We start from the raw sequence: 15,782 nt of genomic DNA, 5'->3' as shown, positions 1-15,782 counted from the left end.
TTTCCCCGTTACGCCTGCCCGGTCTCGAAGCGGGCGATCCGGCCGTCCTCGTCGACGGTGAAGTCCCACCGGGTGCGCATCTCGCCCCAGGTGTCGTTGCGGTAGCGGGCGATGAGGGCGCGACCGCCGTTCGACTCGTTGTCGACCTCCATGTGGCCGTTGGAGGAGAAGATCTCCTGGTCGATCCACTGGTCGAGGTTCCGGTCGTCCCCGTCGTCGGCCATGGTGGCGTCCGGCGCGAGCAGCGCGCGGAAGGCCTCGCGGTCGTGGGCGTTGACGGCGGCGACGAAGGCGCGGACGGCCGGGTCGCTGAGTCGCGTGGTCTGAATGGTCATGGCGGCAGCGTCACACCGGCTCCGCACCCCCGCCACCGGGCGTACCGCCCGCCGCCGCCCGCCACCACCCGAACGGCGCCCGGCGACGGGCCCGGACGCCGCGGTCGGGCGACGGTGGTCGAAGGAGCCGCCACCGTCCGCGAGGGAGTCGACGTGAAGTGCTGTGACCGGCGGGATCTCGGACTGCTGCTGCTCCGCCTGGGTACCGGCGGGGTCCTGGCCGCGCACGGCACGCAGAAGCTGCTCGGCTGGTTCGGCGGCGGCGGCCTCGGGGAGACCGGCCGGGCCATGGAGGCCATGGGCTACGCGCCGGGCCGGGCCAGCGCCACCGCGGCGGGTCTCGCGGAGGCGGGCGGCGGGACACTGCTGGCGCTGGGACTGGCCACTCCGGCGGCGGGCGCGGCCGCGGTCGGCGCGATGGCGGGCGCCGCGGCGGTGCACGCCCCGAACGGCTTCTTCGCCCAGGCGGGCGGCTACGAGTACGCCGTCTCCCTCGGCCTGACGGCCGCGGGCCTCGCGGTCTCGGGCCCCGGCCGGCTCTCGCTCGACCACGCCCTCGGTCACGCGGTCAACCGGAACTGGATGGTCCCGGCCGCCTTCGCGGTGACGGCGGCGGCCACGACGGTGGTCGTGGGGGCGCGGAACAGGCGGCTGCGCCGGGCGGCCGAGGGGCGCCAGGAGACACTCTTCGACTGACGCCCGTCGGGAACGTGGCACGCTGCTCCACATGAGCGAGACCCCGGACGGCGCGCGCGCCGACGACCTCTGGACCACCGTCGACGCCCTGTGGACGTGGCTGGAGGCGGACCAGCCCGTCGGCGGCAGGGAGGGCCTGCTGCTGCGCATGCTGAAGCTGTCGGAGGAGGTCGGCGAGGTCGCCGAGGCGGTGATCGGCGCGACCGGCCAGAACCCGAGGAAGGGTGTCACGCACACCTGGGACGACGTGGAGGCGGAGTTGTGCGACGTCGTGATCACGGCGCTGGTGGCCCTGCGGACGCTGACGCCCGAGGCGCGCGAGGTGTTCGGGCGGCATCTGGCACGGGTGGCGGGGCGGTCGCTGGGTGAGTGAGTGACCGAAGGTCCGTACCCGTGAGCCGTGCCGACGGGTACGGACCGGGGGTCGCGGGCCCGGCTCGGTCAGCCCGCGGTGCAGGACACGCTGGGCCAGGTCCAGTTGCCGTTGGCCTGGATGGTGGCGCCCCAGTTGTTCCCGCTGCCGTTCGACTTGGCAGTCAGCGTCTGCGCGCTGGGATAGGTGGCGTTGACGTTCCAGGTCGACATGACCTTCGCCGGGGACGGCACGTTCATCGTCACCGTCCAGTCGTCGGACCCGCTGACGGAGACGTTCAGGTTGTACCGGTCCCCCCACCGCTGCCCGGCGGACAGCGTCGCGGTACAGGAGCCGCCGCCCCCTCCCCCGCCGTCTCCTCCCCCGCCGCCGCTGCCGTCGGGAGCGACCGCGCGGCCGGTCTGCGGCGAGATCATGCCGGAGCACAGTCCCTTGCCCGCCAGGGTCTGCGCGATGCGCGGGATGGCCGCGAGCGTGTTGGCGGGCCAGTCGTGCATGAGGATGACCTGGCCGTTGCCGAGCCGTGAGACGGCCTGCACGATCGCGTCGGTACTGGCGTTGTTCCAGTCCTGGGAGTCGACGTCCCAGATCACCTCGGTCAGCCCGTACTTGGCCTCGACCGACCGGAGCGTCGCGTTGGTCTCGCCGTACGGCGGCCGGAACAGCTTGGGCGTCCCGCCGCCGGCGCCCGCGATCGCCTGCTGGGTGCGGGAGATCTCCGAGTCCATCTGGGCCTGGCTGAGCTGGGTCATGTGCGGGTGGGTGTAGCTGTGGTTGGCGACCCACATGCCCGCGTCGACCTGGGCCCGGACCAGGGACGGGTTCTGGGCGGCGTACTGGCCCTGGTTGAACATGGTGGCCCGCAGCCCGTTCTGCCTGAGCGCGTTGAGCAGGGACTGGGTGGTGCCGGAGGGTCCGTCGTCGAAGGTGAGGCCGACGTAGCCGTTGCAGGCCGCGGCCTGGGACGGGGCGGCGGTGGCCGCCACCGTGCCCGCGGCGGCGAGCGCGGTGACGGCGACGCCGGTGACAAGAGTGCGCAGGGGACGCGAGGACGCACGTGGGACGGTACTGGTACGCATAGCGAGTGATTCCTCCTCTCCGCTGGTGGGGTGGGTCAGCCCGCGCTGCACGAGACGCTGGGCCAGGTCCAGTTGCCGTTGGCCTGGATGGTGGCGCCCCAGTTGTTCCCGCTGCCGTTCGACTTGGCAGTCAGCGTCTGCGCGCTGGGATAGGTGGCGTTGACGTTCCAGGTCGACATGACCTTCGCCGGGGACGGCACGTTCATCGTCACCGTCCAGTCGTCGGACCCGCTGACGGAGACGTTGAGGTTGTAGCGGTCCCCCCACTTCTGCCCGGCGGACAGGGTGGCGGTGCACCCGCCGCCACCGCCCCCGTTGTCGCCGCCCCCGTTGTCGCCGCCGCCGGTCCCTCCGACGTTGATGTTGGAGCTGCCGCTGCTCTGGTAGCCCTCGGTGGCCATGATCATGTAGTAGCTGAAGTTGCCGAGCGGCATCCCGGCCCGTGCCCACGCGTCGAAGTGGTTGCCGGTGGTGATGGTGCCGCCGGTCCGCTTCGACTGCCTGACGCTCCAGTACTGGTCGAAGGTGCGGGTGCCCTCGACGGAGGGCTTGTTGACGCGGGTCGTCTTGTAGATGTCGTAGGTGCCGCCGTCGCTGGTGACGGTCCCCTTGTACTCGCCCGTGGGCCGGTAGGTGCCCCAGTTGTCGACGATGTAGTACTCGACGAGCGGGTTGGACGTCCACCCGTAGAGCGCCAGGTACGCGTTGCCCGACGGGTTGAAGGTGCCCGAGTACTGCACGGTCCTGCGCCCGCCGTTGGCCCAGCCCTTGCCCGCGACGAAGTTGCCGGTGTTGCGCCACGAGGTGCTGTACTGACCGCCGGAGCCCATGTTCATGGAGACGGTGCCCTGGCTGTCGGTCCAGAACGAGTAGTAGTAGCCGTTGTTGGTGCCCTCCTGGTTGGTCGTGACGACCGTGTCGGCCTGGGCGGTGCCCGGCAGCATCAGCGCGGCGAGCGCCGCCAGCGCGACGGCCCACGCGCTCCTGACGAGCAGGGTGACGGGACCGCGTCTGCGGCGCCTCGGTTGGACGAGCAGGTTCATGGGGGGTGTTCCTCTCCTGCGGGTTCGGACAACGGCGACAGTGTTGACCTGCACCCATCAAGCGTCAACAGTTTCGGTAGAAGTTTCGAAACCTTCGACGTCCCGGAGGATGCCGCCCTGGAGAGGGAGTTGCAGCTCATGCGCCACTCAATCCACGGAGAACCGCGTCCTTCAGCATTCACTCACCATGTCCGCCGGAAAAGAGGGATCACACGTCCGAAAATTTCGAAGCCACGGTCTCTGGACAGCGGCAGCGCGGACTCACATCCTCGGTAGCGGCAGAGCACCGTTCCCCACGACGGAGGTTGGCGCTCGTGAAGTTCAGCTACGCGATGCTCCCCGACTACCCCCTGGCCGACTCCCTGGAGTCGATCCGGCTCGCCGACGAACTCGGCTTCCACGCCTGCTACGCCGCCGACGAGACCTGGCACAAGGACCTCTGGCTCCTCTTCGCCGCGGCGGCCGCCCGTACCGACCGCATCCGCCTCGGGCCCAGCGTCTCCCCGGTGACGCTGCGCGAGCCGACCCTGATCGCCCAGGCACTCGCCACGCTCGACGAACTCTCGGGCGGCCGCGCCGAAGGCGTCCTGTCCAGCGGCAACTTCGGCCTGCTGGCCCAGTACCGCATCGACTGGGCCCGCACCAGGCCGCTGTCCCGGGTCAAGGAAGCCCTGCACGTGATGCGCACGTTCCTCGACGAGGGCGCCATCACGCACGACGGCGAGTTCTTCTCGTACGACGGCCTGTTCACCTTCGCCCGGCCCGTCCAGGAGCGGCTGCCGCTGAAGCTCGGCGCGATGCGCGGGCCGAAGTCCTTCGAGGCGGCAGGTGAGTTGTCGGACGGCTGCCACCACGCCCTGAGCTACACCCGCGAGGCCTACGACTACGCGGTGCGGCACATCAGGGCGGGCGCGGAGCGAGCCGGCAAGGACTGGCGTGCGCTGGACATCGGGGCCTGGGTGGTCTTCGCCACCGGACCCGACTCGGCGGCCGCCAAGGAGGCGGCGCGCAGCATGGTCGGCATCTACGCCTCCTCCATGCCCCAGGAGCAGCTGCGCCGCAACGGCGTCGATCCGGCGGAACTGAAGCCGGTCGTCGACGCGATCGGCGCGGGCGACCTGGCCCGCGGCATCGAACTGACCACCCCGGAGATCGCCGAGCGCCTCTCGGTCGCGGGCACGCCCGAGGAGTGCCGGGAGAAGATCGAACGGGACATCGCGCCCAGCGGTGTCAACCACATGATCTGCGCGATCACCGACCGTGCCCTGGTCCGGGCGTTCACGGGACGTGACCTCGCCGGGGCGGCCGACGTGAACACCCAGTTGCGGCTGATCGCGGAGCGGGTGATGCCGGCGTTCGCCTGACGCTCGTACGGTCGCGGGAGCCCTGCCGCCTCCTTTCGGAGGGCGGGGCTCCCCCTGCTTGTGCCGCCCCGCCCACCTGGCGAATTTGCCGCCTGCTTAAGGACATGGCGGCCGTACGGCCCCGCGGGCAGGCTGACTCCCGCGCTTCCGCATGCGCCGTTCGCACAAGCATGGAGGCAAGTCGATGTCCGCACCCGTCGCCGTCCGCAGCGCCGCCTGGTACCTGCCCGAGCACTCCCTGCCGATCACCGAGGTGCGGACGCTCGACGAGACCGAGCGCGCCACCCGCGACGCCCTGGGCATCGACACGATCCGGGCGGACGACCGGCTCGGCCCGGTCACGCTCGCGGAACGCGCCGCGCGCCGGGCGCTCGGACGGGCCGGACTCGACGCCCGGGACCTGGGCGCGCTGGTGCTGGTGGAGTCGCGGGTCCAGGAAACCTTCCTCAGCTCCGAGGCGACCCGGCTCCAGCAGCGGCTCGGCGCCGACAACGCCGTCACCTTCTCGGTGGGCGGGCTCGGCTGTGTCTCCATCACCCCGGCCCTGCTGGCGGCCCGCGGGCTGCTGGCCGCGGACCCCGCTCTGGACGACGTCCTGGTCGTGCACGGCAGCAAACCGGCCGCCGCCCTGCGCTACCGCCACCCCGTCACGGTGAACGGCGACGGCGGGCAGGCCCTGCTGCTCTCCCGCAGCGGGCACCTACGGGTCCGCGACATCATGCAGCTGACCAACGGACGTTACTGGGACCTCTTCCACGTCGACTACCGGGACCGCCCCACCGCTCAGTGGCGCGAACAGTGCACGGAGCCCGGCACGTACTCCTTCCGCCTGGCCGTGGAGACGCGCAACCGCCTCTCGGCCATGCTGGGCGACCTGCTGGCGCGCAACGGGATCGGCCGCGGGGACGTCGGCGGCTTCGCCAGCCAGAACCTGTCCGCCGGGAGCTTCACCTTCCTGGAGGACGCCCTGGACATCGAGCTGCTGCCGGCGTGCCGGCACAACCTCCGCAAGTACGGACACCTCGGTCCCAACGACGTCTTCCTCAATCTCACTACCGCACTCGACCGCGAGGACCTGGCCCCCGGCGACCTCGCGGTCCTGATCAACGTCAGCCCGGTGGCGGCGTGGAGCCTGCTGCTGGTCGAGACAGGTCCTCAGGAGGACGTGGCATGAACGAGGGTGGCATGAACGACATCACCGAGCAGATCACCGGCTTTCTGAGCGCGGCGCTGCGCCGGCCCGTCCAGGCGGACGACGACTACTTCGCCCAGGGCCTGGCCGACTCGCTGTTCGCGCTGGAGCTGGTGACCTTCGTCGAGAGCCGCTTCGACCTCACCGTCGAGGTCGAGGACCTGGATCTGGACAGTTTCAGGACCGCCCACCGCATCGCCGAGCTGGTCCGGCGCAAGACCGGCACGCCCGAGCGGGGGGAAGCGCATGCCGAGGGCTTCTGACAGCAGTCCCGGTGCCGCGACGGCGGACTCGACGCCCCCGCACCTGTCCCGGGTGGCGGGCGACATGGCGGCGGCCGCGCGAGCCGGTGCCGCCCGTTGGGACCAGGACGGCGGACTGCCCGACTCCGTGCGCGCGGAGTTCGCCGCCTCCGGACTGCTCGCCGCGGACCTGCCCGAGCGGTACGGGGGCGCGGGACTCGATCCGCTCGCGCTCGGGGAGATCACCGCCCGGATCGGCGGTGAGTGCAGCGCCCTGCGCGGGCTGCTGACCGTACAGGGCATGGTCGCGGCCGCGCTGCTGCGCTGGGGCACGGTGGAGCAGCGGGCGGACTGGCTGCCCCGGCTGGCGGGCGGCGAGCTGACCGCCGGTTTCGCCGCGACCGAGCAGGCGGCCGGCAGCGCGCTGGGCGCGGTGGAGACCCGCATCGAGGCGTCGGACCGGCCGGGCCGCCGGGAACTGGTCGTGAGCGGCCGCAAGAGGTGGGTCACCTTCGGTGCGGTCGCCGACGTGTTCCTGGTGCTCGGCACGTACGGGGGGAGGCCGGCCGCCGTGCTCGTGGACGCGGACCGTGCCGGGGTCGAGCGGGAGCCGGTGAACGGCCAGCTCGGCATGCGGGCCGCCCGCATCGCCCATCTGTCCTTCGACCGGGTGCGGGTGCCCCGGTGCCGGCTGGTCGCCCCTCCCGGCCTGGGCCTCACCCATGTCGTCGGGACCGCGCTCGACCACGGACGCTTCACGGTCGCCTGGGGGTGCGTGGGCATGGCGGAGGCGTGCGTCGAGGACGCCGCCACCCATGCGGCGGCGCGGCGGCAGCACGGCATCCCCCTGGGCGACCACCAGTTGGTCCGTTCGCTGCTGGCCGGGGCGGCGGTGGACGCCGCCGGGGCCCGCGAACTCGCCCGCAGGGCGGCCGAGGCGCGGGCCACGGGCCCCGGGCGCGGGGTGCCCGAGACGCTCATGGCCAAGTACGCGGCGGCCGCCGCGGCGGCGAGGGCCGGCCGCGACGCCGTCCAGGTGCTCGGCTCGGCCGGCTGCGCGCCCGACAGCAGGGCCGGCCGCCACTTCCGCGACGCCAAGGTCATGGAGATCATCGAAGGAGCCCAACAAGTGTCCGAACTTCACATAGCCGAACAGGTGTTACGGCGCTTCGGTGGCGCGGCGGCCGGCACGGACCGCCCCGCCGGAGCCGGTCCTTCCGGAGGCGCCTCGTGACGGCGGCGGGCGCTCCCACCGTCAAGTGCCTCGTGTGGGACCTCGACGACACGCTGTGGGACGGAGTGGTGCTGGAGGGCGACGATCCCGCCCCCTTCCCCGCGGCGCTGGAGACCCTGGCCGAGCTGGACCGTCGCGGCATCCTGCACGCCGCCGCCGGCCGCGGCGAACGCGGTGCCACCGAGCGCCATCTGGCGGAGCGCAGGCTGTCCGACTGGTTCTGCGCGGTGCAGGTGGGCTGGGGCGCCAAGTCCGATGCGGTGCGCCGGATCGCGAAGGCCCTCAACATCGGTCTGGACACCGTCGCGTTCGTCGACAACGACCCGGTGGAGCGGGCGGAGGTCGCCGGCGAACTCCCCATGGTCCGCTGCTACCCGGCGGCGGCGGCCGGACGGCTCCCGAAGTTCCGGGACTTCCAGCCCGAGCACGTCACCGCCGAGGCCACCGGACGGCGCCGGCTCTACCGGGCCGAGTGGCAGCGCCGGCAGGCCGAGGCGGAGTTCACCGAAGGACGCCAGGCCTTCCTCGACTCGCTCGGCCTGGTCATGGAGGTGCGCCCGGCCACCGGGAAGGACCTGTCCCGGGCCGGGGAGCTGACCGTCCGCACGCATCAGCTCAACAGCACGGGGCTCACCTACGGCCGCGACGAACTGGCCCGGTTGAGCCGCTCGCCGGACCATCAGGTGCTGCTGGCCACGCTCCGCGACCGCTTCGGCGACTACGGGATCGTCGGCCTGGCCGTCACCGAACTCGTCGGCCGGGACGCGGTCCTGCGGCTGATGCTGATGTCCTGCCGGGTCGCCTCCCGGGGGGCGGGGGGTGTGCTGCTGCACCACCTGACCCGGCAGGCCCTGGCAGCCGGACGGCGTCCCGTCGCGCACTTCGTCCCGACCGAGGTCAACCGGAACATGCTGGTCACGATGCGCTTCGTCGGCTACCGGGCGACGGCCACCGACGAGGAACGCCTCGTGCTCACCGTGGACCCGGAGCAACCGCTGCCCGAGGCCCCCGGCCACACACGCGTCCTCGCGGGTGCGGCATGAACGGCCCCGGCGCCGCGGTGAAGGTACGGCCGGTGTGGACCGCCTTCCGGAGCCAGGTGGTCAGGGTGCCCGAGGCGACCGCGCTCGTCGTCGGCGGTGACTCGCTGACGTACCGCGAGCTGGACCGCGCCTCGGCCGGTCTCGCGCGGCTGCTGTGGCGGCACGGGCTGCGGCCGGGCCGGGTGGTCTGCGTCCGGACGCGGCAGAGCGCCCTGTCCGTGGTCGCCATGCTCGCCGCACTGCGCACCGGTGCCACCTGGGCGGTCCTGGAACCCGACCTGCCCGTCGGGAGGTTCGAGGCCCTGTGCCGGGACGTCGACTGCGCGGTGGTGCTGAGCGAGGGCGGCGACGCCGTGCCGGACTCCGTGCTCGCGGCGATGCCCGCCCCGCCGACGGTCCTCGACGCGGCGGATCTCCCCCTGGCGCGGCTCGTCGAGGAGGGCCGGGAGCCCCTTGCCGACCCCTGCCCGCCGGTCGACGAGCAGAGCGGCCCGGCCTACGTCGCGTACACCTCGGGCTCCACCGGCGTGCCCAAGGGCGTGCTGGTCGGCCGGGAACAGCTCGCGGCGTCCGTCGGCTGCCGGGGGCCGGTGTACGGCACCGGGCCCTCGGTCTTCCTGATCGCGTTGCGGCTGTCCTTCGACGGGATCCTCGGCGGCATGTTCTGGTCGCTCACCGGCGGTCACAAGCTGGTGCTCCCCGACTCCCGGCAGCTCGTGCGGGTCGCGGAGTTCACCCGGCTGGCCAGGGAACACCGGGTCACCCACCTGTTCAACATCCCCTCCTACTACCGGGCGGTGCTCCAGGACCCCGGCGGCCTGCCCGGCACACTGCGGACGGTGGTCGTGGGGGGCGAGGCGTGCACCCCCCAGCTGGTGGGCGCGCACCACGAGCGGCTGCCCCGGACCCGGATCGTCAACGAGTACGGGCCGACCGAGACGACCATCACCTGCACGGTGGAGGCCGATCCGGACGGCAGCCGGGACCGGGTCCCCATCGGGCGGCCCTGGCCGGGAACGCGGACCCTGGTCCTGGACGAGCGGCTGCGCGAGGTCCCGGCCGGGAAGCGGGGCGAACTGTACGTCGCAGGCCCCCTCGTGGCCCTCGGCTACGCGAACCAGCCGGCCCGTACGGCCGAACGCTTCGTCGCGGACCCCTACGGGCCGCCCGGCCGGCGTCTCTACCGCACCGGGGACGTCGCCAGCGTCGACGAGCGCGGCGCGCTGCACTACCACGGCAGGGCGGACGACCAGACCAAGATCCGCGGTACCAGGATCGAACTCGGTGAGATCGAAACCGTGCTGGAGGACCACGCGGGCGTGGCGCAGGCCGTGGTGCTGTGCGAACCCGCCGGGCGGGACGAGCCCCAGGTGATCGCCTTCGTACTGGCGGCACCCGGCGGCGGGCCGCCGGACCCGGCGGCGCTGCGCGAACACTGCCGGGGCCGACTGATGGAGCAGGCCACGCCGACGCTGTTCGTACCGGTCGAGCGCATGCCGCTCGACCGCAGCACCAAGGCGGACCGGGCCGCGCTCCGCACGCTGATCCCGGCGGACCGGCCGGACTCCGGGGGCGCCGCGGACGGGGGCACCGCGGGCGGGGACTGGAGCGGGCACCGGAGCGCCGTCGGACGGGTCTGGGCGGAGGTCCTCGGGCACTCCCGCTCGGGGCCGGACGACAACTTCTTCGCCGTCGGCGGGAGTTCGATCAAGGTCATCGACCTGCACGACCGGCTGGACAAGCGGTGGCCCGGGGCGTTGCGGGTGGGCGAGCTGTTCGACTGCGTCACCATCGCCGCCCAGGCTCGGCGCGTCGCCGACCGCCTGGGCGAGCGCGCCCAGGGCGCGGAACCCGCCCCGCCGGCCACATACGAGCTCTGACCCGCGTGAACGGAGAGGTGACATGAGCGGTACGGACGTGACGCACGGCAGAGCGGCCGTCGCGGTGATCGGCATCGCCACCAGGTTCCCGCAGGCGGACTCCCTCGCCGCGTTCCGGGCGAACCTGCGGGCGGGCAGGGACTCGGTGCGTCCGATCCCGCCGGAACGGATCCGGACCACCGGACTCGATCCCCGGCACGACTATCCGGAGCAGGGCTACCTGGAGCGGATCGACCTCTTCGACCACCAGCGCTTCGGGATGTCCCGTCGCGAGGCGGAGGTGACCGACCCGCAGCACCGGCTGGCCCTCCAGCTCACCGAGGAGGCACTGGAGAACGCCGGTTACGCCCCGGCCGGGCTCCGGGACAGTCAGACGGCAGTGGTCTTCAGCTCGCCGAACAGCGGTTACGCACCTCTGGTGCGCGAGCAGGGCACGCTCAGCATGAACGGGAACATCCCGTGTGCCCTGCCGGCCAGGATCTCCCACTTCTTCGGTTTCACCGGCCCCTGCTACGGCGTGGACACGGGCTGCAACGGCTCACTCGTCGCCGTCCACCAGGCGTGCCGCGAACTCGGTGCCGGCGACGCGGACTACGCCGTCGTGGGCGGGGTGAGCCTGCGCCCGGTCGTTCCCCCGGCGACCGCGGTGGCCGACTTCCCCGGCATCGTCTCGCCCACCGCCAGGTCCCGGGCGTTCGACCGCGCCGCGGACGGTGCGGGTGCCGGGGAGGGCGGCGCGGTGGTGGTCCTCACCACGCTGGAACGGGCGCTGGCGGAGGGCGCGTTCGTGCACGCCGTGATCCGCGGCAGCGCCGTGCTGCACAACGGGCGGCACTCCGCGACCATCAGCACCCCCAGTGCCCGCTCGCAGGCCGAGGTCATCACCAGGGCGTGGCGGAGCGCCGCGCTGGACCCGTCGGCCGCCGGGTACATCGAGACCCACGGTTCCGGCACCCGGCTCGGCGACGCGGTCGAGGCCGAGGGCCTGGCCCTCGCCCGCCCCGGTGGCGACCGTACGGTGAAGGTGGGCTCGGTCAAGACCAACATCGGGCACCTGGACCACGCCGCGGGGATCGCCGGGCTGGTCAAGGCGGTCCTCAGCGTGCGCCACGGCGAGCTGTACCCCTCACTGCACTTCGAGGAGCCCGCCGACGAGGTCGACCTGGAGGGCGCCCGCCTGGAGGTCGTCACCTCGCTCGAACCGTGGGACGACGAGACGCGCCGGGCGGGCGTCAGCTCGTTCAGCCTCGGCGGCGTCAACGCGCACTGCGTGGTGGAGCAGCCGCCGGTGACCGCCACGGCAGGCCCGGCCGAAGGCGCCCCGCAGCTGGTCGCGGTGTCCGCCCGCAGCCGGGCGGACCTGCTCTCCCAGTGCGAGGCCCTGTCGCTCGAACTGCGCCACGGCGCCCACCCGCTGGCCGAGGTCGCGCGCACGCTGAACGAAGGCCGGGACCACCACGCCCACCGCGCGTCCGTGGTCGCCCGGGACACCTCCGAGCTCGCGGCGCGCCTGGCCGCCGAGGTCACCTGGCGTCGGCTCGGGGCCGCCGAGGGGGCCGAGGGGGCTGCCGCCTGCCCCGCCACCGGCCCCGCCGTCGCGCCCCGGGTGGTCTTCCTGCTCTCCGCGGACGCCGCCACGGGCGAGCGGCGCGACCGGTCGCCGGACGAGATGCCGGACGCGTTGCCGGACGCGTTGCCCGTACCGGCCGACCGGGCCGCGATGGTCGCCGGACAACTCGCGACCTACCAGCGGCTGGTCCGGGCGGGCGTCTCGCCCGACGGGGTGATGAGTTCGGGCGTCTCCCGCTTCACCGCCCGGTTCCTGCGGGGCGGCCTGAGCGCCGAGGACACCGCCGCGCTGCGGCGCGCACGCAGCGGGCAGGACCCGGCGGTGGCGGGCAGCCCGCTGGACACGGAACAGCTCCGAGCCGCGGCGGACGAGCAGCTCTCCGAAGGCCCCGTGGTCTTCGTGGAGCTGGCGTCCCGCGGCGAGATCAGTGACCGCTTGACGGTCCACCTCGACGGTCGTGCGGACGCCCGCGTGCTTCGCCTGCGGCCCGGCACCGACCCCGACACCGCCGCCCTGGAACTGCTGGGCCGGCTGTACGAGTTGGGTGTCGGGGTGGACTGGCCGGCGTTGCGGGCCCACCCGTCGGCGGGCCGGGTTCCGCTGCCGGGACATCCGTTCACCGGCGTGCGCTGCTGGGCCGGGCCCCTGGGTGAAGTACTCCCCTCGCACCAGAACCAGGGCCAGAACCAGAACCAGGACGAGGACCAGGACGAGAGCGAGGACGAGGACCAGGACGAGGGCGAGGACCATGACCCGTCCCGGCAACCGACCGAGGAGGCGCCCCCCGCCGTTCTGGACTGGCTGCGGGACACCCTCGTCGAGCTGCTGCACGCGGACGCGGTCCCGGCCGACGCGGACTACTTCTCCATCGGCGGCAACTCCGTCATCGCCCTCCAGCTCCTGGACCGGGTACGCGCCCGGCACGGGGTCCAGCTGAAGATGGCGGACATCTACGACCATCCCGTCGTCGGCTCGCTCGCGGAGGCCATCGACGGCCGGACGCCGCACGGGCCCGCGTCGAAGCCGCCGAGCGCCCCCGAGGCGCCGAAGGACCCGGTCGTCGCCGGGGCGTCCGACGCCGGGCTGCCGCCGATCGTCCCGGGCGGCGAGCCGGTGCTGTCGTACGGGCAGGAGCGCATCTGGTTCCACCACCAGCTCGACCCGACGACCACGCTCTACAACCTGCCCGGCGCCGCCCGGTACCGCGGCCCCCTCGACGTGGAGAACTTCAGGCTCGCCTGGGAGGACCTGGCGCGCCACCACGAGGTGCTGCGCTCCAATCTCGTCGAGGCCGACGGAAGCCCCGGGCTGGTGATCCGGCCGGAACTGGGCGACTTCTTCACGTACCTGGACGTCTCCGGCGAGGACGACCCCCGGGCCGCGGCCGGTGCGGTCGTCACCTCCGCGATGCGCCGGGTCTTCGACATCGCCGCGGACCCTCTCGTACGGGTGACGGTCGTGCGGATCGGCGACGACGACCACCTCGTCTGCTGGTGCATGCACCACGCGGTGAACGACGGCTGGGCTCCGCAGATCCAGAAGCAGGAGCTGCTGGAGTTCTACACGGCCCGCCTGGACAACCGTGCCCCCGACATCGAGCCGCTGCCGGTGCAGTACGCGGACTACGCGCGGTGGCAGCGCGAGCTGGTGGCCGGTGCCCGTCTGGAGGGGGAACTGAGCTACTGGCGTGCACGGCTGAGCGATCCGCCCGCGCTGGAGCTGCCCACCGACCGGGCGCGGCCGGGCCGGAGGGACTTCGCGGGTGCGACCCACCTCTTCTCCGTGCCGGGCGCCCTGGTGCAGCGGCTGCGCGAGGTGGGCGCCCATGAGACGGCCACGTTGTTCATGGTGCTGCTCACCGCGCTCAAGGTGCTGCTCGCCCGCTGGTCGGGCCAGCGGGACATCGTCGTGGGCACCTCGACCGTCGGCCGCAGCAGGCCCGAGCTGTGGCGTCTGCTCGGCTTCTTCAACAACACCGTCGCGCTGCGCTCGGACCTGTCGGGCGATCCGACCTTGTCGGGCGATCCGACCTTCCGCGAACTGCTGCGCCAGGTGCGCGGCGTGGTGCTCGGCGCCCTCGACCACCAGGAGATCCCGTTCGACAGGGTCGTGCGCGAGGTCGCGGCCGACCGTGATCCCGGCCGCAACCCGCTCTTCGACGTGATGTACGTGCACCAGACGCTGCCCCCGGCCGCCGCCTTCGGCGAGGTCGCCGTCGGACCGGCGCACGATCCGGAGATCATCCCGCACTTCCCCGGACTGCCCCCCGGCACGGCGAAGTTCGACCTCTCGATGGTCGTCGGCGAGTCGGCGGACGAGGACGGGATCGTGGTCACGATGGAGTACGCGACGCGGCTCTTCGACGCCGACACGATCTCCACCATGTCCGAGGCGTTCCTGGAGCTGCTCAACGCCGTCGCGGACGACGAGAACAGGTGCTTCAGCGACCTCCCGGGGGGTCCTCCCCCGGTGGTCCCGCCGCCCGCCACCCCCGTCGTCGGCTGCCTCGAACTGCGCGGCGAGCTGCGGCTCCCGGCGCTCCGCAGGGCACTGGCGGAGCTGGCGCGGTGCCACGAGGAGTCGCGGGCCGGCGGCGCCGGAGCCGTGGGGCAGGGCTCTCCGGCCGACGACGGCCTCCTCACCACCGCGGACGTCTCCGGCGAGCGCGAGCCCCTCGTCGCCGCCAGGGAGATCGCCCGGGCCGAGGCCGCGGTCCGGTGCGATCCGGCGTCGGGCCGCCCGCTCCACGCACTCCTCGCGACGACGGGCCCGGACCGGCACGTCCTGCTGGTGACCACCCGCCGGCAGGGCGACGAGGGTGATCCTCCCGGGCTGTTCCTCCCGGACCTGCTCGCTCTGTACGGCCTGGGCGACGCCCGCCCGGAGGAACGCCCGGCAGGGCCCCGCCCGCCGTCCGGTGGGCCCGGCGGGGCCCGCCCGGGACCCCGGCGGGAGGAGCGGGTCGCCTACTGGCGCCGGACCCTGGCGGGACTGGCCGAGGCGACGCCGCTGGGCCGGTCCCGGCCCGCCCACGGCACCCACGCCACCGCCACCGTCGGGACCAGGGTTCCCGACGGCCTGGCCCGCGCGGTGGGGCGTTCGGGGGCCGGGGAGAGCGTGCTGGCGGCCCTCGCCGCCCTGCTCGCCCTGCACACGGAGACCGACGAGGTGCTGATCGGGCTGACCGGCACGGCGCCGTCCCGCTCGTCGTCCCGCGCCGGTACGGGTCCCTTCGCACGGAGTCTGCCGCTGCGTCTGGACCTGGCCGACGACCCGTCCTTCGAGAAGCTCGCCGACCGGGTGCGAAGGGTCGTCGCCGACGCGGAACGGCACCGGGACCTGCCGCTCGCCGACATCGTGAGCGCCGCCGGGCTGCCCGAAAAGCGGGGCGGGGCAACGCTGTTCGACGTGGCGTACTCCCATCAGGCGCTGCCCGCGGCGCTCGGCTCGGGGGACGGAGTGGAGGTGGCCCCCGTGCGGTGGCCCGGCACGGACGCGGGACGGCTCACCGTGCCGCCCGAGCGCGGCGGGCCGGCCCTCTCCTGGTCGGTCGTCGAAGGGCCGGGGCCGGACGAGCTGTCCGTCTCGCTGGACTACCGCACCGAACTCTTCGACCGGGCCGACGCCCTGGCCCTGGTCGAAGGACTCCTCGCGATGCTGGGTGCGGCCGTCCGCGCCCCCGGTGAACCGTTGTCCGGCCTGTGGCCCATCCACCCGACGAGCAGCTGAAG

General features: G+C 73.3%; 12 protein-coding genes. 9 read left to right on the top strand and 3 right to left on the bottom strand.

What is annotated here, in order from left to right; translation table 11 throughout:
* Nucleotides 1-8 precede the first annotated feature (8 nt).
* Nucleotides 9-335 carry a nuclear transport factor 2 family protein gene (locus tag ACFYZ3_RS02055; RefSeq protein ID WP_121711466.1) on the bottom strand — a complete coding sequence of 109 codons (327 nt, stop codon included), beginning with the start codon at nt 333-335 and terminating at the stop codon, nt 9-11.
* Nucleotides 336-488: 153 nt separating this feature from the next.
* Here ACFYZ3_RS02055 and ACFYZ3_RS02050 point away from each other — a divergent pair, with 153 nt between their 5' ends.
* On the top strand, nt 489-1,031 hold the full coding sequence (locus tag ACFYZ3_RS02050; protein ID WP_361015036.1) for a DoxX family membrane protein: 543 nt from the start codon (nt 489-491) through the stop codon (nt 1,029-1,031).
* Nucleotides 1,032-1,062: 31 nt separating this feature from the next.
* Nucleotides 1,063-1,404, top strand: a complete 342-nt coding sequence (locus ACFYZ3_RS02045) for a MazG-like family protein (protein ID WP_388513389.1) — start codon at nt 1,063-1,065, stop codon at nt 1,402-1,404.
* 68 nt (nt 1,405-1,472) lie between these two features.
* Here ACFYZ3_RS02045 and ACFYZ3_RS02040 read toward each other — a convergent pair whose 3' ends face one another.
* The gene (locus ACFYZ3_RS02040; protein ID WP_388513387.1) at nt 1,473-2,483 is read right to left on the bottom strand and encodes a polysaccharide deacetylase family protein; all 1,011 of its coding nucleotides are present in this window, start codon (nt 2,481-2,483) and stop codon (nt 1,473-1,475) included.
* A gap of 35 nt (nt 2,484-2,518) precedes the next feature.
* Nucleotides 2,519-3,526 (bottom strand): glycoside hydrolase family 11 protein, encoded by a 1,008-nt coding sequence (locus tag ACFYZ3_RS02035; RefSeq protein WP_388513384.1) that lies wholly within the window; start codon nt 3,524-3,526, stop codon nt 2,519-2,521.
* Between the two features lie 314 nt (nt 3,527-3,840).
* Between ACFYZ3_RS02035 and ACFYZ3_RS02030 the strand changes: the two genes are divergently transcribed.
* The 7 genes from ACFYZ3_RS02030 to ACFYZ3_RS02000 all read left to right on the top strand — a co-directional run bounded on the left by ACFYZ3_RS02030 (nt 3,841) and on the right by ACFYZ3_RS02000 (nt 15,780).
* Nucleotides 3,841-4,890, top strand: coding sequence for an LLM class flavin-dependent oxidoreductase (locus ACFYZ3_RS02030; protein ID WP_388513382.1), 1,050 nt, complete (start codon nt 3,841-3,843; stop codon nt 4,888-4,890).
* A 184-nt stretch (nt 4,891-5,074) separates the two neighbouring features.
* Nucleotides 5,075-6,064 (top strand): 3-oxoacyl-ACP synthase, encoded by a 990-nt coding sequence (locus ACFYZ3_RS02025; protein WP_388513379.1) that lies wholly within the window; start codon nt 5,075-5,077, stop codon nt 6,062-6,064.
* The gene (locus tag ACFYZ3_RS02020) at nt 6,061-6,345 is read left to right on the top strand and encodes an acyl carrier protein (protein WP_388513377.1); all 285 of its coding nucleotides are present in this window, start codon (nt 6,061-6,063) and stop codon (nt 6,343-6,345) included. The genes ACFYZ3_RS02025 and ACFYZ3_RS02020 overlap by 4 nt, the downstream gene beginning before the upstream one ends.
* Nucleotides 6,329-7,558, top strand: a complete 1,230-nt coding sequence (locus tag ACFYZ3_RS02015; RefSeq protein ID WP_388513375.1) for an acyl-CoA dehydrogenase family protein — start codon at nt 6,329-6,331, stop codon at nt 7,556-7,558. Before ACFYZ3_RS02020 ends, ACFYZ3_RS02015 begins: the two co-directional genes overlap by 17 nt.
* Complete coding sequence (locus ACFYZ3_RS02010; protein WP_388513373.1) at nt 7,555-8,601, top strand: HAD-IIIC family phosphatase; 1,047 nt, start codon at nt 7,555-7,557, stop codon at nt 8,599-8,601. The genes ACFYZ3_RS02015 and ACFYZ3_RS02010 overlap by 4 nt, the downstream gene beginning before the upstream one ends.
* On the top strand, nt 8,598-10,481 hold the full coding sequence (locus ACFYZ3_RS02005; RefSeq protein ID WP_388513371.1) for an amino acid adenylation domain-containing protein: 1,884 nt from the start codon (nt 8,598-8,600) through the stop codon (nt 10,479-10,481). The genes ACFYZ3_RS02010 and ACFYZ3_RS02005 overlap by 4 nt, the downstream gene beginning before the upstream one ends.
* A 22-nt stretch (nt 10,482-10,503) precedes the next feature.
* Nucleotides 10,504-15,780, top strand: coding sequence for a condensation domain-containing protein (locus ACFYZ3_RS02000; RefSeq protein WP_388513368.1), 5,277 nt, complete (start codon nt 10,504-10,506; stop codon nt 15,778-15,780).
* Nucleotides 15,781-15,782: the final 2 nt, after the last annotated feature.

It is taken from the genome of Streptomyces sp. NPDC001599, from assembly GCF_042893535.1.
GTDB lineage: Bacteria > Actinomycetota > Actinomycetes > Streptomycetales > Streptomycetaceae > Streptomyces.
This window is presented reverse-complemented; position numbering and strand designations above follow the sequence as displayed.

Coding starts and splice junctions, on each gene's coding strand:
- ACFYZ3_RS02055 (WP_121711466.1), bottom strand. CDS start 335: ATGACCATTCAGACCACGCGACTCAGCGACCCGGCCGTCCGCGCCTTC.
- ACFYZ3_RS02045 (WP_388513389.1), top strand. CDS start 1,063: ATGAGCGAGACCCCGGACGGCGCGCGCGCCGACGACCTCTGGACCACC.
- ACFYZ3_RS02040 (WP_388513387.1), bottom strand. CDS start 2,483: ATGCGTACCAGTACCGTCCCACGTGCGTCCTCGCGTCCCCTGCGCACT.
- ACFYZ3_RS02035 (WP_388513384.1), bottom strand. CDS start 3,526: ATGAACCTGCTCGTCCAACCGAGGCGCCGCAGACGCGGTCCCGTCACC.
- ACFYZ3_RS02025 (WP_388513379.1), top strand. CDS start 5,075: ATGTCCGCACCCGTCGCCGTCCGCAGCGCCGCCTGGTACCTGCCCGAG.
- ACFYZ3_RS02020 (WP_388513377.1), top strand. CDS start 6,061: ATGAACGAGGGTGGCATGAACGACATCACCGAGCAGATCACCGGCTTT.
- ACFYZ3_RS02015 (WP_388513375.1), top strand. CDS start 6,329: ATGCCGAGGGCTTCTGACAGCAGTCCCGGTGCCGCGACGGCGGACTCG.
- ACFYZ3_RS02005 (WP_388513371.1), top strand. CDS start 8,598: ATGAACGGCCCCGGCGCCGCGGTGAAGGTACGGCCGGTGTGGACCGCC.
- ACFYZ3_RS02000 (WP_388513368.1), top strand. CDS start 10,504: ATGAGCGGTACGGACGTGACGCACGGCAGAGCGGCCGTCGCGGTGATC.